The 21,704-nt window shown below is 42.2% G+C and carries 20 protein-coding genes; 16 read left to right on the top strand and 4 right to left on the bottom strand.

What is annotated here, in order from left to right:
- Positions 1-142: 142 nt before the first annotated feature.
- A complete protein-coding gene (locus tag PAARA_RS19580) occupies positions 143-1,312 on the bottom strand; it encodes an FAD-dependent oxidoreductase (protein WP_062570660.1) in 1,170 nt (389 codons plus the stop codon).
- 258 nt (positions 1,313-1,570) lie between these two features.
- On the opposite strand from PAARA_RS19580, the gene miaB reads away from it, so the two are divergent.
- The 5 genes from miaB to lnt are packed head-to-tail and all read left to right on the top strand — an operon-like array spanning position 1,571 to position 7,005.
- Positions 1,571-3,016, top strand: coding sequence for a tRNA (N6-isopentenyl adenosine(37)-C2)-methylthiotransferase MiaB (gene miaB / locus PAARA_RS19575; protein ID WP_062570659.1), 1,446 nt, complete (start codon positions 1,571-1,573; stop codon positions 3,014-3,016).
- Positions 3,017-3,065: 49 nt separating this feature from the next.
- Positions 3,066-4,118, top strand: a complete 1,053-nt coding sequence (locus PAARA_RS19570; protein ID WP_062570658.1) for a PhoH family protein — start codon at positions 3,066-3,068, stop codon at positions 4,116-4,118.
- Complete coding sequence (ybeY, locus tag PAARA_RS19565) at positions 4,115-4,570, top strand: rRNA maturation RNase YbeY (protein WP_062570657.1); 456 nt, start codon at positions 4,115-4,117, stop codon at positions 4,568-4,570. Before PAARA_RS19570 ends, ybeY begins: the two co-directional genes overlap by 4 nt.
- 22 nt (positions 4,571-4,592) lie before the next feature.
- Positions 4,593-5,477, top strand: a complete 885-nt coding sequence (gene corC, locus PAARA_RS19560) for a CNNM family magnesium/cobalt transport protein CorC (protein WP_062570656.1) — start codon at positions 4,593-4,595, stop codon at positions 5,475-5,477.
- Positions 5,458-7,005 carry an apolipoprotein N-acyltransferase gene (gene lnt, locus PAARA_RS19555; protein ID WP_209438193.1) on the top strand — a complete coding sequence of 516 codons (1,548 nt, stop codon included), beginning with the start codon at positions 5,458-5,460 and terminating at the stop codon, positions 7,003-7,005. The genes corC and lnt overlap by 20 nt, the downstream gene beginning before the upstream one ends.
- A 39-nt stretch (positions 7,006-7,044) precedes the next feature.
- Here lnt and PAARA_RS19550 read toward each other — a convergent pair whose 3' ends face one another.
- From PAARA_RS19550 to PAARA_RS19540, 3 genes are all read right to left on the bottom strand, one after another.
- A complete protein-coding gene (locus tag PAARA_RS19550; protein WP_062570654.1) occupies positions 7,045-7,521 on the bottom strand; it encodes a BamJ family beta-barrel-assembly machinery protein in 477 nt (158 codons plus the stop codon).
- Positions 7,518-9,920 (bottom strand): Lon protease family protein, encoded by a 2,403-nt coding sequence (locus PAARA_RS19545; RefSeq protein WP_062570653.1) that lies wholly within the window; start codon positions 9,918-9,920, stop codon positions 7,518-7,520. Before PAARA_RS19545 ends, PAARA_RS19550 begins: the two co-directional genes overlap by 4 nt.
- A gap of 69 nt (positions 9,921-9,989) precedes the next feature.
- Entirely contained in the window at positions 9,990-10,448 is a 459-nt protein-coding gene (locus PAARA_RS19540; RefSeq protein ID WP_062570652.1) for a zinc ribbon-containing protein, read from the bottom strand.
- Between the two features lie 176 nt (positions 10,449-10,624).
- Here PAARA_RS19540 and leuS point away from each other — a divergent pair, with 176 nt between their 5' ends.
- The 11 genes from leuS (at position 10,625) to ybeD (ending at position 21,701) form a co-directional block, all read left to right on the top strand.
- A complete protein-coding gene (gene leuS / locus PAARA_RS19535) occupies positions 10,625-13,213 on the top strand; it encodes a leucine--tRNA ligase (RefSeq protein WP_062570651.1) in 2,589 nt (862 codons plus the stop codon).
- 1 nt (position 13,214) lies between these two features.
- Complete coding sequence (locus tag PAARA_RS19530; protein WP_062570650.1) at positions 13,215-13,706, top strand: LPS-assembly lipoprotein LptE; 492 nt, start codon at positions 13,215-13,217, stop codon at positions 13,704-13,706.
- On the top strand, positions 13,706-14,746 hold the full coding sequence (gene holA, locus PAARA_RS19525; RefSeq protein WP_062570649.1) for a DNA polymerase III subunit delta: 1,041 nt from the start codon (positions 13,706-13,708) through the stop codon (positions 14,744-14,746). The genes PAARA_RS19530 and holA overlap by 1 nt, the downstream gene beginning before the upstream one ends.
- 12 nt (positions 14,747-14,758) lie before the next feature.
- Positions 14,759-15,394: a nicotinate-nucleotide adenylyltransferase gene (nadD, locus tag PAARA_RS19520; protein WP_062570648.1), complete on the top strand. Its 636-nt coding sequence runs from the start codon at positions 14,759-14,761 to the stop codon at positions 15,392-15,394.
- A 56-nt stretch (positions 15,395-15,450) separates the two neighbouring features.
- Positions 15,451-15,768, top strand: a complete 318-nt coding sequence (gene rsfS, locus PAARA_RS19515; RefSeq protein WP_062570647.1) for a ribosome silencing factor — start codon at positions 15,451-15,453, stop codon at positions 15,766-15,768.
- A 27-nt stretch (positions 15,769-15,795) separates the two neighbouring features.
- Positions 15,796-16,266, top strand: coding sequence for a 23S rRNA (pseudouridine(1915)-N(3))-methyltransferase RlmH (rlmH, locus tag PAARA_RS19510; protein ID WP_062570646.1), 471 nt, complete (start codon positions 15,796-15,798; stop codon positions 16,264-16,266).
- A gap of 8 nt (positions 16,267-16,274) precedes the next feature.
- Positions 16,275-18,155, top strand: coding sequence for a penicillin-binding protein 2 (gene mrdA, locus PAARA_RS19505; RefSeq protein WP_062570645.1), 1,881 nt, complete (start codon positions 16,275-16,277; stop codon positions 18,153-18,155).
- The gene (gene rodA, locus PAARA_RS19500) at positions 18,152-19,258 is read left to right on the top strand and encodes a rod shape-determining protein RodA (RefSeq protein WP_062570644.1); all 1,107 of its coding nucleotides are present in this window, start codon (positions 18,152-18,154) and stop codon (positions 19,256-19,258) included. Before mrdA ends, rodA begins: the two co-directional genes overlap by 4 nt.
- The gene (locus PAARA_RS19495; RefSeq protein WP_062570643.1) at positions 19,258-20,025 is read left to right on the top strand and encodes a septal ring lytic transglycosylase RlpA family protein; all 768 of its coding nucleotides are present in this window, start codon (positions 19,258-19,260) and stop codon (positions 20,023-20,025) included. Before rodA ends, PAARA_RS19495 begins: the two co-directional genes overlap by 1 nt.
- 54 nt (positions 20,026-20,079) lie before the next feature.
- Complete coding sequence (locus PAARA_RS19490; protein WP_062570808.1) at positions 20,080-21,240, top strand: serine hydrolase; 1,161 nt, start codon at positions 20,080-20,082, stop codon at positions 21,238-21,240.
- A 182-nt stretch (positions 21,241-21,422) separates the two neighbouring features.
- On the top strand, positions 21,423-21,701 hold the full coding sequence (gene ybeD, locus PAARA_RS19485) for a DUF493 family protein YbeD (RefSeq protein ID WP_062570642.1): 279 nt from the start codon (positions 21,423-21,425) through the stop codon (positions 21,699-21,701).
- The last annotated feature ends 3 nt before the right edge of the window (positions 21,702-21,704 follow it).

Raw genomic sequence — 21,704 nt, 5'->3', positions numbered from 1 at the left:
TCTAATTTCTAATTTCTAATTTCTAATTTCTAATTTCTAATTTCTAATTTCTAATTTTTCCAAAATTTAATTCATTTTTATTTAGCACAAAAAAAACGGGCTAATTTTCATTAACCCGTGTTTAGTCTCTATCACTATGTGGTTAACTTAATGTCCCGCTGATCGCATACTTTAAAACCCAGTTCTTTGCAGGTCCTGTGTTATTAGCAAGCTTTAAGAACTTACTGCGCACCCAACTCAGTGGTTTTATCTCGTTTGAAAAACCAAAGTAACAGGCATCCATCATACTCATCATTAGCAAATTAGCATGACGGCGTTTTTTCTCGTAGCGTTTGAGTAACGCTTGCTGACCAACATCAGGTTGATCTGCCAAAATATCTGCCAGTGCTACAACATCTTGAAAGCCTAAGTTCACACCTTGTCCAGCGAGCGGGTTAATTGTGTGCGCCGAGTCACCGACTAAAACTAAACGGCCGTGCGAATAATCATTGGCATGTTGGCGTGCAAGTGGAAAAACAGCCTGCTCAAGCAACTCAAAGTCGCCCGGTAGTTCAGGGAAATGCGCAATGAGCGTTGCTTTAAGTTGCTCATTCGACAATTTTTGCCACTGCTTTAAAACCGCAGCATCGTGATAACAAATTAAATTAGCATAAGGCGCCTGCATGGGTAAAAACGCCACGGGTCCGGTTGGCGTAAATTGTTGCCACGTTTTTACTTGCTGCGGGGCATCTAATTTAATTAACACACCCATGCAGTGCTGAGCATATTGCCAACCCGTTACACCCAAGCCAGCTTTAGTTCGCAATTGTGACTGTCCACCATCTGCTGCAACAACTAAATCGGCAGTATATTGAGTATCGCCATACTGTAAGGTGATTGAATCAGCCGTGTGAGTAATATTCGTAATGGCTGATAATTGCTCTATCACTTCGATGTCGTACTTGGCGAATTGCTGCCAAAGACTGGCTTGAATTAAATTATTTTCGATTAAATGACCTAAATGCGTTTCGCCAATCTCATGGCAATCAAACAATAAATTTTCGCCTTGTTGCTGGTAGGCCTCTAGTTGTTGATAAGGCGCAATGCGATTTTGTCTTAGTAACGGCATGGCACCAAGGTCATCGAGTAAATTTTCTGAAAAACGATTAATAGCCGAAATGCGAATATCGACCTTATCTGAGCTAAGAATATGATCAGCATCGATAAGGTGCTTTTCAATAACGGTGACATCCCTCCCCTGTTTAGCCAGTTTTATCGCTATAGCAGCACCGACCATGCCACCACCGACAACAATTACCTTATTTTTATTCATTTAATATTCGCTCATTTGGCTATTTAAATACGCAGCAAATTGTAACGTAATTCAATAATCAGTGTCAGTGCATTTACTGCTTAAGAATTTCAAAACAGTGACTTGTTTGATTTCACACCACAAAGATAAAAACTATACTTGGATCTGTGCGGGTATCCAGCTAAAATACGCGTCCTTTAAGTCGGCATACTTGCCACTTAATCCTGTTTCTAACACATTTTTGTGTCACTACCGAATTGAAAACGAGGCTATATTTCAATGAGTAAAAAGCTGCATATTAAAACCTGGGGTTGTCAGATGAACGAGTACGACTCTCAGAAGATGGCTGATCTACTAGATGCGACTAACGGCTATCAGTTAACTGAAGAAGCTGAAGATGCTGACGTGATCTTACTCAATACCTGTTCAATCCGTGAAAAAGCACAAGAAAAAGTATTCCATCAGCTTGGCCGTTGGAAACTATTAAAAGATGATAAGCCTGAATTAATCATTGGTGTTGGTGGCTGTGTTGCATCGCAAGAGGGTGATTCAATTCGTCAACGTGCGCCGTTTGTTGATGTAATATTTGGCCCGCAAACATTACACCGCTTACCAGAAATGATTAAGCAAGTACAAAGTGGCGACAGCAGCTCGGTAGTTGATGTTTCATTCCCTGAGATTGAGAAGTTTGACCGCCTACCTGAACCAAAAGCGGAAGGCCCTACTGCGTTTGTATCTATTATGGAAGGTTGTTCTAAATACTGTACATTCTGCGTAGTACCTTATACGCGAGGTGAAGAAGTAAGCCGTCCACTTGATGACGTATTACTTGAAGTTGCACAACTTGCAGAGCAAGGTGTTCGCGAAGTGAACCTACTTGGTCAAAACGTAAATGCCTATCGCGGTGAAACTCACGACGGTGAAATTTGTTACTTCTCTGATCTATTACGTTATGTGGCAGCGATTGACGGTATTGACCGTATTCGTTACACCACTTCACACCCTGTAGAATTTACGCCAGATATCATTGACGCCTATGCTGATGTACCTGAACTTGTTGATCACCTGCACTTACCAGTGCAAAGTGGTTCAGACCGTATTTTAAACCTTATGAAACGTGGCCATACTGCACTCGAGTACAAATCAACGATTCGTAAGTTACGTAAAATTCGCCCTAATCTAAGTATGTCATCAGATTTCATCATTGGTTTCCCAGGCGAAAGTAAAGCTGACTTTGAAGCAACCATGAACCTTATCAATGATATCGGTTTTGATATGAGCTTTAGCTTTATCTACAGTGCTCGCCCTGGTACGCCTGCTGCTGATTTACCAGATGATGTATCAGAGCAAGAGAAAAAAGAACGTTTATACCTGTTACAAAATCGTATTACGCAAATGGCGCAGCAAATCAGCCGCCAAATGTTTGATACCGAACAACGTATTTTAGTTGAAGGTCCTTCTAAGAAGAACCCAATGGAATTACGTGGCCGTACAGAAAACAACCGAGTTGTAAATTTTGAAGGCCCACACTCTGTGATCGGTCAATTCGTTGATGTACGTATTACTGAAGCATTGCCAAATTCTTTACGTGGTGAATTAATTCGTACAGAATCAGAGATGAACTTACGCCGTGACGTGGCGCCATCATCTATTTTAAGTAAGGCAGCCGAGGCTGAAGCTGCACAAGCCCCTAACGAAATTGGCGTTGCTACTTTCGTCCCGTAGGGGAAAATTTGGTGCAGGCATGGCCTGCACCCATCAATAGGAAGCTATTTTGAGTAATCAATTAAAAACTTTAGAGATTTATTTAGAACCCGCCGACAATAAACGCCTTTCATCTTTATGTGGTCCGTTTGACGAAAATATCAAACAAATTGAGCGCCGATTAGGTGTAGAAATTGCTCATCGCGATAATTTTTTCAGAGTCACTGGTAAGCTTCACTGTGCTGCAGCGAGTGTAGAAATCTTAAAAAACCTTTATGTTGATACTCAACCTGTACGTGGTCAAATTGGTGAGATAGAACCTGAAGCGGTTCATTTAGCAATTAGCGAATCAAATGCCCTCGAGCAAGATGAAAATCCAGGCGTTTATGGCAAAGACATGGTTATTAAAACTCGCCGTGGCGTAATTAAACCGCGAAACGACAACCAAGGCGTGTACATTGCAAATATTTTGCATCACGACATTACCTTTGGTATTGGCCCTGCTGGTACAGGTAAAACTTACCTCGCCGTTGCAGCCGCTGTTGATGCCCTTGAGCGCCAAGAAATTCGTCGTATTCTACTTACGCGCCCTGCCGTTGAAGCAGGTGAAAAACTCGGTTTCTTACCAGGTGATTTGAGTCAAAAAATCGACCCTTATTTGCGCCCTCTTTACGATGCATTATTTGAAATGCTTGGTTTTGAGCGCGTTGAAAAGCTCATTGAAAAGAACATCATAGAAGTTGCCCCACTTGCATATATGCGTGGTCGTACATTGAATGATGCCTTTATCATTCTAGATGAAAGCCAAAACACCACAGCAGAACAAATGAAAATGTTCTTAACCCGTATTGGTTTTAATTCGAAAGCGGTAATTACTGGTGATATCACCCAGGTCGATTTACCGCGCGGTGCGCGCTCAGGCTTACGCCATGCAATTGAGGTACTCAATGGTGTTGAAGCAATTAGTTTTAACTTCTTCCAATCTCATGATGTTGTGCGTCACCCTGTCGTAGCTCGTATTGTAGAAGCCTACGAGCGTAATGATGAAGCTGAGCGTTTAAAGCGAGCTGAAAAGCAACGCATTAAAGAATCACAAGCAAACCAACAAGAAGCAAACTCGTGACCGAATTAGACCTACAAATAGCCTGTGAGTTTGACAACTTACCCAGCTTTGAACAATTCCAGCTTTGGGCTGATAAAGCCCTTAGCAATTATCGTGAAGACGCTGAACTGACTATTGTGATAAGTGATGAGGCACAAAGTCAACAGCTTAATAATGACTACCGTGGTAAAGACAAGCCGACTAATGTCTTATCGTTTCCGTTTGAAGCACCACCTGGCATTGAGTTACCTTTAGTCGGTGACTTAATCATTTGTCCGGCGATTGTTTTAGCCGAGTCAATTGAACAAGAAAAGGCCTTTCACGACCATTTTGCCCATATGGTGATTCATGGATGCTTGCATTTACTTGGATTTGACCATATAAAGGACGAAGATGCACTTGAAATGGAAAGCATAGAAAAGCAGTTACTTGCCGATCTGAACATCGCTGACCCATATCGAGACGATATTTAAATTAACGGAGCAATTAGACGCAATGAGCGACGACAACTCGCAAACTAGCCAGGGTTCTTCTGGCAAAACTTGGTTGGGCCGTATAGCCCAAATGTTGCAAGGGGAACCCCAGAATAGAGAAGAGCTGGTAGAAGTAATTGCCGATGCGCAAGAACGCGACCTTATCGACCCTGAAACAAAGGATATGATTGAAGGGGTACTGGGTGTATCAGAGCTAAAAGTGCGCGATATAATGATACCGCGCTCACAAATGGTCACCCTAGAAGTCGATACACCTCTAGAACAGCTATTACCTATGATGGTCGATTCTACGCACTCACGCTTTCCTGTCGTATGCGAAGATAAAGACCATGTTGAAGGTATTTTATTAGCTAAAGACCTATTACCATTGATCATCAACAAAGATGAGCAACTACCTTCTTTACGTGATTATTTACGACCAGCCGTTGTGGTGCCAGAGAGTAAACGTGTTGACACGCTCCTTAACGAGTTTCGTCAACAGCGTTACCACATGGCCATTGTAATCGATGAATATGGCGGTGTATCTGGTCTTGTAACTATTGAAGATATTCTCGAAATCATCGTTGGTGAAATTGAAGATGAGCACGATGAAAGCGAAGACCAACAAGATATTCGTCAAGTTGCAAAGCATGTTTATGCCGTGCAAGCACTGACACCGGTCGACGACTTTAACGAATACTTTAAAACAGGTTACAGTACCTCAGATGCAGATACTATTGGTGGTACTGTATTGCATGCGTTTGGCCATATGCCGAGCCGTGGTGAAACCATTGATATTGATGGTTTACAGTTTAAAGTCACCAATGCGGACAATCGTCGCATCTTGCAATTGCAAGTAACTATTCCTAAGGCTGATGATAACGACAGTGAAGAAACTGCTAACTAACCTAAGCCTTCTTGCAAAAGATAAAAAAGCCTGGCTCGCACTTATTGCGGGCCTCTTTTTGACCCTTAGCTACGCCCCCTTTAATCTTTGGTATATTGCTTTTATATCACTCGGTGCCCTTCTCTACTGCATTAACCCCCTTGCAAGTGGTAAGACCGCAGCAAAGCAAAGTGCCAAATATGGCTTTATCTTTGGTTTGGGCTGGTTTGGTGCAGGTATTAGCTGGGTGCATGTTTCTATAGCGACTTTTGGCGGCATGCCACTGATTGCCTCTATTTCGCTTATGGTTTTACTGTGCGCATATTTAGCCCTGTATCCTGCATTAGCCGCTTGGCTCGCTACACGTCTTGCTAACGGCCCCTATAGCTTTATTTGTTGGTTACTTGCTACCGTTGCTATTACAGAATATTTACGCGGTACTTTGCTTACCGGTTTTCCTTGGCTGAGCTTTGGTTACACCCAAACAGACAGCCCGCTGAATTTTTTAGCACCCGTGATTGGTGAGTTTGGTATCACGCTTATTTGCGTATTCATTGCCTTTTCGCTTTATCGCTTGATAAACAAAGATATTAAACCGTTAATTATTTCTGTCGTAATACTTACAGGCTTATATTTTATCGCAAATAGCAGCCCTACAAAGTATCAAGATAAAACAATCAAAACAGTTCTCGTACAAGGTAATATTAAACAGCACTTACGCTTTGAGCCGTCAGAATTTTGGAATACCATGAGTAAATACCAAGACATGACCCGCCTGCATTGGAATGCTGATTTAATTGTTTGGCCTGAAGCCGCAGTCCCAGAGCTCGAAGCATTGGCCAGTGAGTATTTAACAGGTCTTGATAGCGCTGCCACATTTAACAATACGGCACTTATTACAGGTATCGTTGATTACCAATACGACACCCGTAACATTTTTAATACGCTAATTGTGCTTGGTAAAAAAGAGCTGGAAGATAGCGAAGGCCACTATCAGTATTTAGCTAAAAACCGCTATCAAAAGCATCAGTTATTGCCGATTGGTGAATTTGTGCCATTTCAAGAATTACTGCGCCCAATCGCGCCATTGTTTGATTTGCCTATGTCATCTTTTACCCGCGGCGATGAAGTGCAAAACAATTTACGGGCAAATGGCTTAAATATTTTACCTGCAATCTGTTATGAGATTGCTTTTGCTAGTTTAGTTCGTGGCAATTACCGCAGTGAATCTGATATTTTATTCACGGTTAGTAACGATGCGTGGTTTGGTGACTCACATGGCCCGCATCAGCATATGCAAATAGCGCGTATGCGTTCCCTTGAATTACAGCGCCCGCTGATTCGAGTGACGAATAATGGTATTAGCGCTGTTTACGACCCCATCGCTAAATCACAATTAGCTATGCCGCAATTTAAAGCCGATGTACTCGAGGCAACAATTACGCTCATCAAAGGCGATAGTATTTATAGCCAATACGGCAATTTGCCAGTATGGGTTGTGGTGATATTACTCAGTGCTGCTGGTGTGATTGTAAGATTCAAAAAGTAACCATTAAAAAGGCTTCATGATGAAGCCTTTTTTTGTGTTTTAAGATTCTATCTTTATCAACTCGACATCAAATATCAGTAATGAGCCAGCTGGAATACTACCAACGCGCTTACGCCCGTAAGCAAGCTGCGGCGGAATATAAAAGGTGAATTTATCCCCTTCGCTCATTAACTGTAACCCCTCAGTCCAACCGGCAATCACTTGGTTCAAACCAAAGCTAATTGGCGAGTTACGTACTACTGAACTATCAAATACGCTGCCATCCATAAGCGTGCCATGGTAATGCACTTTAACTTTGCTAATCGCATTGGGTTTTTCGTCATTCCCTGCACTTTGCTCTATTTTGTATTGCAAACCTGAAGCTGTTTCGTGTACATCATCAGCTTGACTATTGGTTGCTAAAAAATCAGCAGCGAGTTTTTCATTTTCAAGGGCTTGCAGCTTAGCCTTTTTGCTATTTTTAAAAATTAAGAAACAAAAAATACCAATAATCAGTAAAAGTATTAAATTAATCATTCTGCGTCCTTCTCATCATCATTATCGCCATTAACGATATCTGCAATATTTGCCAGTCTTGCAAGTGCTAATGCATTGATAGAGCCATCAGGATAGCCTTGCTCGGTCATTTCGCCAGCTTCTTTTTCCATTAATAGACTCAACGCTTGATCTACTGTTTCAACGGCATAAATATTAAAACGACCTTTTTCGACAGCGTCGAGCACTTCATTATCAAGCACTAAATTCACTTGGTTTGATTTAGGGATGATCACCCCTTGCTCGCCAGTTAAGCCTCGCATTTTACATAACTTAAAGAAGCCCTCTATTTTCTCGTTTACACCACCAATTGATTGCACGTCCCCGTGTTGGTTGATAGAGCCAGTTAATGCAATTGATTGGCTAATAGGTAGATTCGTTATTGCTGATATAAGCGCACACAACTCCGCCAGTGACGCGCTATCACCGTCGATATAGCCATAACTTTGTTCGATTGCGATATTAGCACTGAGCGTCAAACTAAATTGCTGAGCGTATTTATTACCTAAGTAACCGGTTAATAGCATCACCCCTTTGGAGTGAATTGCTTTACCCAGTTCTGCTTCGCGTTCAACGTCAATCACGCCATCAGCACCTGCATAAACAGTGGCTGTAATGCGTGCTGGTGTACCAAATGAAGTATCACCAATGTGCAGCACAGTTAAACCATTCACTTTACCCACAGCATGACCTTCAGTGGCAATTAAAATTTGCCCCTCTTTGATGTCACTTAGCATGGTCTCAGAGATTTGCCCTGTGCGGTATTGCTTGCCAACAATCGCCTCATCAATATGATGAGCATCTATTACAGTTTGGCCATCCTGCTTTGCATAGAAGCTTGCTTCTGCCACTAATTCTAGTACATCAGCAAAACGCGCAGAGAGCTTGTTATGATGCTCTGCTTGGCGGTAGCTAAACTTAAGCAAACGCGCCATAGCGGCTTCGTTTGTCGTGCAATGTAATGTTTGCTGACAGTATTCAGTCACCTTGGTAATGAACTGATATTGCAGTTTATCGCTACTTGGCAAGTAATAATCAAAGTCAGCCAGTACACGAAACAGCTCAGCAAACTCTTCGTCGTACTCACCAATGGTGTAATAAAGGTCTCGTGAGCCTAAAAGCACTATTTTTACATCAAGAGGAATAAGCTGCGGGCGTAACGTAAAGCTACTTCCTACTGAGCTGTCTTGATATGGCAAGTCGTTTTTGATTTGATGCGTTTTTAAAGACAGTTTAAGCCCATCCCATACTTGTGGGTTAGCCATGACTTTCTCGGCATCCATAATCAAATAGCCACCATTCGCACGGTGCAGTGCTCCTGGTTGGATTGAACGGTAACTGGTGATAAGCGAACCTTGTGAGGTTGCATATTCAATTTTGCCGAAAATATTGCCAAAGGTTGGATTCGGTTCATACACCACAGGGGCAGCATCACCTTCTTTGTACTCCACCAGAATGTTTGGCGCAAAGAAGTCAGTTAGCATGCCTTTACGGTCAAAGTCTTCTTTGTTTTCATCGTTGTCATCATCGTCAAGCCACTCAAGTACAGCATCGATGATTTCTTCGCGAATGTCTTTTAAGTAACGCAGAACACCAATATGTGTAGCATATTTATGCTCAAGTGCTTTAATCAAGGGTTTAGTAGCAAGCTCTGCGGTTGATTTTTTTAAGTTACGTAATTTTTCTGAGGATTCACGTTTCCAGCGTGGTAGCTCAATTAGCGCTTCTATTAACGCATCTTCAAGCTTTTCAATGACCTCATAAAACTCGTCTCGAAGTGGTTCATCAAGGGATGAAAATTCTGTATCACTGAGCTGTTTGCCATTAACTAAAGGCGCAAAACCAACAACGCCGTTTTCTTCAATCAACGCCACACTTTGCTCAAGGGCTGCAATTTCCACGGCAGTGATTGCGGCATCGTAAGTATCGGTAAATTCACGGTCGATTGATTTCTTCTTGCGCTGATAACCTGGATTGTCAAATGCAGCAGGAAAAGTATCAAGTACTTCATCAATAAATGAATCTATATCATCAGCTAATTGCTTGCTCTGCCCTGCTTGCATAAACATTGCTATTGGTTCGCGATGATCATCATAATTATTAACATACAGCCACTCGTTAGGCGTTGGGCGCTCTTTAGAATGAGTTGTTAATTTGTCTTTAACGAGAGTAAAGCGGCCAAGTGCGGCTTCCCCCATCACATACACATTGTAACCAGGTAACTCCATACCTAATGAAAAATCAAGCGCACTTTGAGCTCGTTGTTGACCAATAAACGTGAGTGTTTCTGGATAAGGGTTTTTCATGCAAGTGGCTACATGATTGTCGGCAATTTCAGGTGCCAATGCGCTAACAGGTAGAGGGATCAGTTTTTTTGTCATTCTAACTTCTTATTTCCCAGCGTTAGCTGGGCATTATAGGTAACGCCCAGCCCAAGCCTGCGTCACTGATTAAGGTTGTAATGCCTTACGGCTAAAGTAAATACCACCACACTCAATACACGGGGTAATTTGCGTAGCGTGGTAAACATCGTAACTATGCTGGCAATTTTTACATACTAATGTGCCCATGGCTATCCATTCTCCCTGCTGATAGACGCCATTGTGTTTAAAATCTTGATTTAGTGCATGCCATTCAAGTTGTGTTTTGTCTTCGATATGCGATAACTCGTACCAAAGGGACTCTTTTAATTCCATCCAAGCTAAAGAATCATAGTGTTGATCATTTTCTTTGATGTGATCGATATCGCGCTTTAAATAGTCACGATATTGATGAAGCTTTTCTTGTCCTAAGTCTTTGAGTGCTTGCTCTGATTCAACAAACTTATCCATCGCATCTTTTAGCTCGTTGTCTTTAACATCCTTCAGCCATTCGCTTAAGTCTTTAAGCCATGATTTATAATCTGCCATCGTTTACTCCTTCAAAAATGATGAAAAATCAGTACTTACTATAGTCAAGTATAGGTTAACCTGCCCTGAAAGTGAGAATTTCATAAAAGCCCTTATTTGCCGCTGTGATTAGCGTGTATTTTGAGTTATCCTTATCGACAATTTTTTATTAATCTGCAAGAAGTCTGGAATCGTAGATGCAAGAGCAATATAACCCGCAAGACATAGAGTCAAAAGTACAAGCCTACTGGGAAGAAAACCAAGTATTCAAAGTCACTGAAGATGAGAGCAAAGAAAAGTATTACTGCCTATCTATGTTCCCATACCCAAGCGGCCGACTCCACATGGGTCACGTTCGTAACTACACCATTGGTGACGTAGTATCTCGCTTCCAACGCTTGCAAGGTAAAAACGTAATGCAACCTATGGGTTGGGATGCGTTTGGCCTACCCGCTGAAAATGCAGCAATCAAAAACAACACCGCACCTGCAAAGTGGACGTATGAAAACATCGATTACATGCGTGACCAATTAAAGCAATTGGGCTTTGGTTATGATTGGGATCGTGAAATCGCTACATGCCACCCAGAATACTACAAGTGGGAACAATGGTTCTTCACCAAGCTTTACGAAAAAGGCTTAGTATACAAAAAGATGTCAACAGTAAACTGGGATCCAGTTGACCAAACAGTACTTGCGAACGAACAAGTAATTGATGGTCGAGGTTGGCGTTCTGGTGCCATTGTTGAGCAAAAAGAAATTCCACAATGGTTCATCAAAATCACTGATTATGCACAAGAGCTATTAGACGATTTAGACAAACTTGAGCACTGGCCTGAGCAAGTTAAAACCATGCAGCGTAACTGGATTGGTCGTTCTGAAGGTTTAGAAATCGAATTCAAGCGTGCTGATAACGACGATACATTCAGTGTTTATACAACGCGCCCTGATACCTTTATGGGTGTGACATATGTTGCTGTTGCAGCCGGTCACCCAATTGCACAAGAAGCAGCTAAAAACAGTGACGCTGTAGCAATGTTTGTTGATGAGTGTAAAAACACGAAAATCGCTGAAGCAGACATGGCTACCATGGACAAAAAAGGCATTGCAACGGGCTTTTATGCGATTCACCCATTAACGGGTAAGCAAGTACCTATTTGGGTTGCTAACTTTGTATTAATGGATTACGGCTCAGGCGCTGTAATGGCTGTTCCTGCACACGACCAACGTGACTTTGAATTCGCATCAGCTTATGGCCTTGAGATCAACCAAGTTATCGCACCAGCAGCTGGCTCTGAAGAAACAGTTGATTTAGACAACCAAGCATTTACTGAAAAAGGCGTGTTAGTTAACTCTGGTGAGTTTGATGGTCTTGAGTTTGAAGCGGCGTTTAATGCCGTTGCAGATAAACTAGAAGCGCTAGGTGTAGGTGAGCGTAAAGTTAACTTCCGTCTACGTGACTGGGGTGTTAGCCGTCAACGTTACTGGGGTTCTCCAATCCCAATGCTTAGCGACGAAAATGGTGATGAGCTTGCTGCAACTGAAGACATGCTACCAGTTCGCTTACCTGAAGACGTGGTAATGAATGGTGTGACTTCACCAATCAAAGCTGACCCTGAGTGGGCAAAAACAACTGTAAATGGCGCGCCTGCATTCCACGAAACAGATACCTTCGATACCTTTATGGAATCATCATGGTACTACGCGCGTTACTGTAGCCCACGTTTTGACGAAGGCATGATTGAGCCTGGTGCTGCAAATTACTGGTTACCAGTAAACCAATACATCGGAGGTATTGAGCATGCGATCTTGCACTTACTTTACTCACGTTTCTTCCACAAGTTATTACGTGACTTTGGCTTAGTAAACTCAGATGAGCCATTTGAGCGCTTACTATGTCAAGGCATGGTATTAGCTGATACGTTCTATCGTAAAGATGAGAAAGGCGGTGATATCTGGATTTCACCAACAGACGTACAAACTGAAACAGACGACAAAGGTCGTGTTGTTAAAGCGTGGCACAAAGAAGATGGCGAGCCGGTATTCTCTGCAGGCATGAGCAAAATGTCGAAATCGAAAAATAACGGTATCGACCCGCAACAAGTTATTGCCCAGTACGGTGCAGATACAGTGCGTTTATTCATGATGTTCACTGCGCCACCAGAGCAAACCCTAGAATGGTCTGACTCAGGTGTTGAAGGTGCAATGCGTTTCTTAAAACGTATTTGGAAATACGCCGTTGATGTAGAAACGGTGGGCTATCAAGCACTTGATAAATCTGCATTAAATAGCGACCAAAAAGTACTTCGTCGTGAACTACATAAAGCCATTGCGAAAGTCACTGATGACGTTGAACGTCGTCAAACATTCAACACAGCTATCGCCGCAATCATGGAAATCTCGAACAAGTTGCTTAAAGCACCACTTGCTGATAAGCAAGATGTGGCAATTGCTAACGAAGCGCTTGAGGCATTGCTTATCATGCTTGCGCCTATCACGCCGCATATGTGTCACCAATTATGGCAAGACCTTGGCAAAGAAGGCGACATTTTAGACGCGGCATGGCCTACCGTTGATGAATCTGCACTTGTTGAAGATGAGAAACTCATCATTGTACAAGTGAACGGCAAACTACGTGCTAAGTTAACAGTGCCTGCCGATGCAACCAAAGAGCAAGTTGAAGCCCTAGCATTTGCTGAAGAGAACGTAACTAAGTTCACAGATGGCGTAACAGTTCGTAAGGTTATTTACGTACCTGGTAAGCTGCTTAACGTGGTTGCCAACTAAGATGGCAACGCTTCACGCACTTAAAAACAGACTAGCCCTTGTGCTAGTCTGTGTATTACTAACAAGTTGCGGTTTTCATTTAAAGAAAGCCTCAAACTTACCTGACGATTTAAACGTCATTTCACTGGTGGGTGATGATGAGAAATCGGCCTTATTCGAGCTAGTCGAAAAAGAGTTGATTGCCAGTAAGGTTGAACTTCAGCATAGCGATCGACTATTGCCGGAGCTAACAATTCATAGAGATCGCTTAGAGCGTCAGATCTTATCGTTATTCGACAATGGTCAAGTTGCAGAATATGAATTAGCCTACAGTGTTAGTTACACACTTAAACGACCTGGTCAGCCAGCTATTAACCAAAACTTCGAGCTGTATCGTAATTACCAAGACGACCCTGATAATGCGCTTGCAAAGGCCAAAGAGCTTGACTTGTTATTAAGCGAAATTCGTAAGCAAGCAAGTCGTCGAATTGTACGAGAGTTGTCACAACTGTAATGCGTTGCTATGCAAACCAGCTACCTAGCCAGTTAAAAAAAGGCCTTGCGCCTTTTTACATGGTGTTTGGTGAAGAGCCCTATCAAATTACACAGTGCGTCATGCAAATTCGTCAAGCAGCTAAACAGCAAGGCTTTGATGAAGTTATTAAATTTACACTAATGCCAGGCTTTGATTGGCAAGAAATCATTGCCCAATATCAAAGTATGTCGTTATTTAGTGCGCGTACTTTAATCGAGTTTGACTTAAACGAGCAAAAACCTGGTACGCAAGGTAGCCAAATATTTAAACAGCTCGTAGAGCTTGTCAATCCAGACACTATTTTAGTGTTAAAAGGTGCTAAAGCCAGTCAAGACATTCAACGTAGCGCGTGGTTTAAAGCACTTGATAAACAAGGTGTATTTGTACCTTGCTACCCACTAACAGGGAATCACTTGAGTCGCTGGCTTGATGACCAATGCGACAGTTTAAACCTAAATCTGCACAACAATGCAAAACAAAGCTTAATTGATGCCACTGAAGGTAACCTGCTTGCTTGTCATCAAGAACTTGAAAAACTATCGCTACTGTATGGTAGTGATTTAGTTGATCAACAAGCGGTGATGCAAGGACTACTTAATCAATCTAAGTTTGATATTTTCGATTTAAGCAATGCTCTTTTACAAGGTCAGTCTGAACAAGTCGTTAAAATTATGAGTAAACTTGCTGATGACAACACGGAAGCCATGAGTATCTTTTGGGCTATTAATAAAGAAGCAGCAAGTTTGTTGGCAATGCAACACGGGCGCTTAAATGGTGCCAATATGGCTGATTTATACAAACAGTTTAATATTTGGAAAAACCAACAAGCAACGACTCAACAAGCCCTAAACCGCCTTAATATTAAAGCCCTTGAACAAATCACTAAACACCTAGCGCAGTTTGATGCCGCTTATAAGCAAGGGAATCTAGTTGCACCTTATCAAGCATTAACACATATATGTTTAGTGTTTTGTCAGCCTGTCGAAATGGCACTACCTTGCCATCCAGCATTCGACTAAGCGTGGTGATTGATGATTGCTATTTTTGGTGGCACATTTGACCCAATCCATCTAGGTCATATTAATATGGCTGAGCAATGTGTTCAGCAATGCGGCTTAAATACGCTTTATTTTATGCCCTGCGCAATACCTGCCCACAAAGCTAAGCCAGGTATAAGCGATGAGCACCGCATTAATATGCTCAAACTCGCGATTGAAAACAATCCACATTTTGCCATTGATTACCGAGAACTTAATCGAGAAGGTGCGTCCTATTCACTGTTGAGCTTGCAAGAGCTGCGTGCAGAAAACCCCTCTACACCGATTATGTTTTTAATTGGCATGGATTCATTCAATAACTTAGATAAATGGTTTAAATGGCAAGAAATTGTCAAGCTATGTCATATTGTGGTGTATCAACGCCCAGGGCAATCCTGCCAAGTAATGGGTGAACTGGCTGATTATAAAACACATGCTGAAACGGGTGACCTTCACCAACTAGCGCATAATCCTGCTGGTAAGCTGTTCTTTTTAAATGGCTTACAAGTTGATGCCGCATCCAGTAAAATCAGAAAAAAACTACTTTTAGATGATGACATCACGGAACTTTTACCACACAGCGTCGGTCAATATATCGCGCAGCATCATCTTTACCAAACAGATGAATAAATAGCGGTTGCGTGATAAAATAACAAATTACGATAATTTAATTTTGAGAAAACACTTTGGATTCTAAACAACTACTCGCCTTTGCCCTTGATAAAATCGACGATATGAAAGCTCGTGATGTGGTACAACTCGATGTTCGTGGTAAATCTGATATTACTGACTATATGTTAGTGTGCTCTGGTAACTCTAAGCGTCACGTACAATCAATTGCCGATCACGTTGCCAAAGAGGCGCGTCATGCGGGTGAAGAGCCGCTTGGTTATGAAGGCCAAAACGAAGGCGAATGGGTACTTGTTGACCTAGGTGATGTTGTTGTACACGTAATGCAAGATCAAACACGTGACTTCTATGATCTAGAGAAACTTTGGGGTTAACCCTTAGCAAGAACATAGGTACGCATTTTGAAGATACAATTGATTGCTGTTGGCACAAAAATGCCAGCATGGGTTGAAACCGGATTTACAGAGTATCAACGCCGTTTTCCGCGTGATATGCCACTTGAACTTGTTGAGATACCAGCAGGAAAGCGTGGTAAAAATGCGGATATCAAACGTATTTTACAACTCGAAGGTGAAAAAACCTTGGCGGCTATTCCAAAGGGTAACCGTATTGTTACTTTGGAAGTAACCGGTAAACCAATGGATACGCATCAACTCGCTAAGAGTATGGAGAAGTGGCAACTTGATGGACGTGATGTTAGCTTGTTAATTGGCGGCCCTGAAGGCTTAGCACCTGAATGTATCGCAGCCTCTGAACAAAAGTGGTCACTATCAAACCTAACACTACCGCACCCTTTAGTGCGTATTATTGTTGCCGAAAGCCTTTACCGTGGCTGGAGCTTGAATAACAACCACCCTTATCATCGCGAGTAGTAAAACCAATGCGAAAACACAGACCCACGATTCGAGACCACTCGGCTGAAGCAAACTTATTTGCTCGCCGAGCATTTGTGGGTTTTGTGTTTGTTACCCTGCTAATTGGTGTCTTATTATCAAATTTATATAACATACAGGTCATTGATCACCAAGATTACCAAACTCGTTCGAACGATAATCGTATTAAAGTCATTCCGATTGCGCCCAACCGTGGCCTTATCTATGACCGAAATGGAGTATTACTGGCAGAAAACAAACCAGTTTACAATCTTGAGGTGATCCCTGAAGATGTCGACGACCTCGATAAAGCGCTCACAGCTGTTCAACAGATTATCGATATCAGTGAACAACAAAAAGCTGACTTTTTAGATGATATAAAGCATAACCGTCGCTTTAAAAGCCAAGTACTCAAATCACGATTAAATGAAACCGAAGTAGCAAAGTTTTCGGTAAATCAGCATAAATTCCCAGGGTTTAGTATTGAAGCTCGCCTCGCTCGCTACTACCCATATGGTGACACATTAACTCATGCCCTAGGTTATGTTGCTAAGCTTAATAAAAAAGAGCTTACAAAACTCGAAGCGGAGGATCAGGCGACTAACTACCGTGCCACCCATGATATCGGTAAGCTGGGTATCGAAAAGTATTATGAAGAACTTCTGCATGGCATGGTTGGCTCACAACGTGTTGAAGTAAATAACCGTGGTCGAGTAATTCGTACTTTAAGCCTTACCCCTCCAGAGCCTGGCCATGATTTAGTGCTTACCCTCGATATAGGTTTACAACAAATTGCCCAGCATGCCTTAAAAGATATGCGTGGTGCGGTTGTTGTGCTTGATGCCAAAGATGGCGGAGTATTAGCGCTATACTCAAATCCAAGCTACGACCCTAACTTGTTTGTTCATGGTATCAGTAGCAAAGATTACAAAGAATTACTAAACCCTGATCGACCACTTATAAATCGTACAACACAAGGCCGATATGCCCCTGCATCAACAGTGAAGCCGCACATGGCTATTTTAGCATTGGAAGAAGGGCTGGTTACCGAGCAAACACAAATTTGGGATCCCGGCTTTTTTCAAATACCTAATGTTGAGCACAAATGGCGTGACTGGAGGCGTTGGGGCCATGGTCATGTCGATGTTTACAAAGCCATTGAAGAGTCATGTGATACCTACTTTTACGATGTAGCTTATCGACTAGGCATCACTAAAATCAGTGACTTTATGACTCAGTTTGGCTTTGGCGAGCTCTCTGGTATTGATATTCATGAAGAAACAACGGCAATTATGCCATCCAAAGAATGGAAAGAAGCCCGTTTCAGAGAATCGTGGTGGCGAGGCGATACAATCTCAGTGGGTATCGGACAAGGATATTGGACCGCCACTCCGATGCAAATAGCCAATGCAACTAACATTTTGGTGAACCGTGGTTTGGACCACCCTCCCCACCTTGTGCAAGTAGCCAAAAAAGAAAACGAAGTAACGCAAATCAATAATGAAGAAAAGCCTCCCGTAGTACTTAAAAATCCACATCACTGGCAAATTGCACTTGATGCGATGCACAACACGGTGCATAAAGTCACAGGGACAGCCCATAAAGCATTTAAAGGGGCGACCTATGACCCTGCTGGTAAAACGGGAACTGCACAAGTTGTTAGTATTGCACAAGGTGAACGTTATGATGCTAAATCATTAAAAGAGCGACAACGCGACAACGCGATTTATATTGGCTTTGCACCTTATAATGACCCGCAGATTGTTGTTTCTGTGGTCGTAGAAAATACTGGTGGTGGTAGTACAGTTGGTGCACCAATCGCCCGTCAATTAATGGATTACTACTTCTCAGCTAACCCTATTCAAACAGCTCAAAGTGATGCGCCATGATCCCATTAAATAAAAAGCGCTCTATTTGGCAGCGCCTTCACCTCGATTTACCACTGCTCATTGCCCTAATGGCTATGATGGTAGCGAGTCTTGCTATTGTGTACAGCGCCAGTGGCCAAGATTCAGCAATGATGGTTCGCCATGCAACTCGCATGTTTGGCGCTGTGCTAGGTATGTTTATTCTTGCTCAATTTTCACCTAACACATTAAAAAGCATGGTTATACCCCTTTACTGTGTGGGGCTTTTGATGCTGGTTGGTGTTTTGCTATTCGGCGTTAGCTCAAAAGGAGCTCAACGTTGGCTTGATTTGGGCGTAACTCGATTTCAACCGTCTGAATTAATGAAAATAGCCGTTCCTATGATGGTTGCATGGTATATCGGGCGTAACCACTTGCCACCGAGAGTCATCCACCTGATTATTGGCTTTGCAATCGTGATGGTACCAACCGTCTTAATAAAAGAGCAACCTGACTTAGGTACCTCGATTTTAATCGCCAGTTCTGGCATCTTTGTGTTGTTTTTGTCTGGTTTAAGTTGGCGCTTGATTGGTTTTTTTAGTGCAACCATCGCGCTCGCAGCATGGCCATTTTGGCATTATGGAATGCACGACTACCAACGCCAGCGGGTACTCACGTTTTTAGATCCTGAGAGCGACCCTCTTGGTTCTGGATACCACATAATTCAGTCAAAAATAGCCATTGGTTCTGGTGGTATAGAAGGAAAAGGTTGGTTGCAAGGTACACAATCACAACTCGAATTTTTACCAGAAAGGCACACTGACTTTATTTTTTCAGTACTCAGTGAAGAGTTTGGCCTTTTTGGCGTGTGCTTACTGCTTTGCATGTACCTATTTATTATAGGTCGCGGACTCTATATTGCTGTTAATGCTCAAGATGCATTTGGTAAACTTCTAGCTGGAGCACTCACGTTAACCTTTTTTGTTTATGTATTTGTAAATATTGGCATGGTATCGGGCTTACTTCCTGTTGTGGGTGTTCCCTTACCATTAATTAGTTACGGTGGCACATCGATGGTAACCCTGATGGCCGGATTTGGCATTATTATGTCCATCGCTACCGATAAAAGGATGCTTTTAAAATAATGATAAACCGAGTAAATCTTCTATTTATTGTTTTAATGTGTGTGTTACTTACAGCATGTAGCTCCTCTTCACAACGAGGCAGGTATGCAATGGAACATGATGCTGCTCCGCTGCGTAAACCGACAGAGCTTGAAATGCAAGATGCCGTCGTCACACCAGTTGTAAAAAGTGCAAGTGCGGGTCGTCCTTATGAAGTGCTTGGTAAACGCTACACACCGATGCTTGACGAAACCGGTTATTCTGAGGAAGGCATTGCCTCTTGGTACGGTCGAAAATTTCATAATTATCACACCTCTAACGGCGAAATATACGATATGTTTGCTATGTCTGCCGCTCATAAAACACTGCCTTTACCCAGTTTTGCCCGTGTGACTAATCTAGATAATGGTAAATCTGTCATCGTTCGAGTAAATGACCGCGGCCCTTTTCATGATGACAGGCTAATTGACCTGTCTTATGCAGCCGCTTACAAGCTAGGCTATTACACAAAAGGTACAGCGCGTGTTAAGGTTGAAGCAATTACACTTGCCGATTCTGCCCCACGTTTAAGTTACATACAGGTTGCTGCAGGCAGTACACTTGCTAACGTCGAAGCTCTCGCGTTTCAATTGCGTCAGCAATACCATGTACCAACAAATATTGTTGAAAAAGACGGAATTTATCGTTTGCGACTCGGTCCAATCAAAGATGCTGCTGAAGCACACACTGTCTTGAACAAATTAAAACAAAACCAATTTCAGAACGCGTTCTTGCTTTACAGTGAGTAAGACCTTTAGAATAGGTTAACGCGACATGTTTAACTTTAACCATTAATGAGTATGATGAAATCTATAAAATATAAAATCTTAAGTGGCGTTTGTGGCCTTGTTTGCACTGCTAGCGTTTTCTCTGCAACAGCCCAAATCATCCCTGCCCCACCTCAAGTTAATGCGAAAGGTTACTTCTTGGTTGATTTCACCACCGGTAAAGTGATCGCAGAAGGCGAAGCCGATACCAAATTGGCGCCTGCAAGTTTAACCAAAATGATGACCAGTTATGTAATTGGTACTGAAATTAAAGCAGGTAACATATCACCTACCGATATGGTTACAGTGAGTGAAAAAGCGTGGGCAAAGAACTTCCCTGAATCATCAAAAATGTTTATCGAAGTAGGTAAACAGATCAGTGTTGATGACCTTAACCATGGCATCATCATTCAATCTGGTAACGATGCCTGTGTGGCAATGGCCGAGCATATTGCTGGCAGTGAAAGTGCATTTGCTGATTTAATGAATGCTCATGCTGAAAAATTAGGTATGACTAATAGCCACTTTATCAACAGCCACGGTTTAGATACAACTGAGCATTTCACAACTCCACGCGATATGGCGACACTGGGCGCTGCACTTATTCGTGACGTGCCTGATGAATACGAAGTGTATGCTAAAAAATCATTCACTTATAATGGCATTAAACAATATAACCGTAACTCATTGTTATGGGATGAGAGCATGAATGTTGATGGCATCAAAACAGGCCACACATCAGAAGCGGGTTATAGTTTAGTGAGCTCTGCGACTAAAGACGATATGCGCTTAATTGCAGTAATTATGGGCGCAGAAAGTGAGCGCGCACGTAAAGTTGAAAGTAAAAAACTACTTAACTACGGCTTTCGCTTTTTCGAAACAATTACACCGTACAAAGCTGGCGATAGCTTCGCTGAGCAACGTATTTGGATGGGTAACAAAGAAAATGTATCTTTGGGCATTTTAGAAGATACACCGATTACGATCCCTCGTGGTCAACGTAAAAATTTAAAAGCAAACTTTGAGCTTGATAAAACCTTAGAAGCACCGCTTGAAAAAGGGACAAAAGTAGGTACTTTATTTTTACAGCTTGAAGGTGAAGAAATCGCGCAGTATCCACTAGTTACACTAGAGGAAGTAGCAGAAGGTAGCTTCTTTAGCAAAATTTATGATTACCTACGTTTACAAATAATGTAATAACGAATAAAAGATTATAAACGCCTTGCATCGCAAGGCGTTTTTTTTTGCCTGAAAAATGATAGAATGCGCCCCATATCAGTCGCGCTGGGTCGAGTGCGTCATAACCTAGTTTGCTTAACGCCAAGAAATGGCCGAGAAAATCTCTATTAAGCACACTCACTGTTTGAGGAGTCACCGTCGTGGTTCAACCTGTTAAAAATACTAAGTTTGATGAGTATTTAGACTTCCCTTGCCCATTTACATTTAAAATCATGGGCTTAGCAAATGTAAACTTGACAGATCAAGTCTTAGAAAAGCTGCAACCTATTGCACCGGGTGATTACGCACCTAAAGTAAAGCCAAGCAGCAAAGGTAATTACGAATCAGTAACGCTTGTTGCAACGGTCACAAGCAAAGAGCACATTGAAGAAATCTATAACGTGATCAGCAACATCGATGACGTACGTCATATGCTATAGGCT

Source organism: Pseudoalteromonas arabiensis (genome assembly GCF_001550155.1).
Lineage (GTDB): Bacteria > Pseudomonadota > Gammaproteobacteria > Enterobacterales > Alteromonadaceae > Pseudoalteromonas > Pseudoalteromonas arabiensis.
The sequence above is the reverse complement of the archived record's forward strand: the minus strand, read 5'-3'. Positions and strand labels throughout refer to the sequence as shown.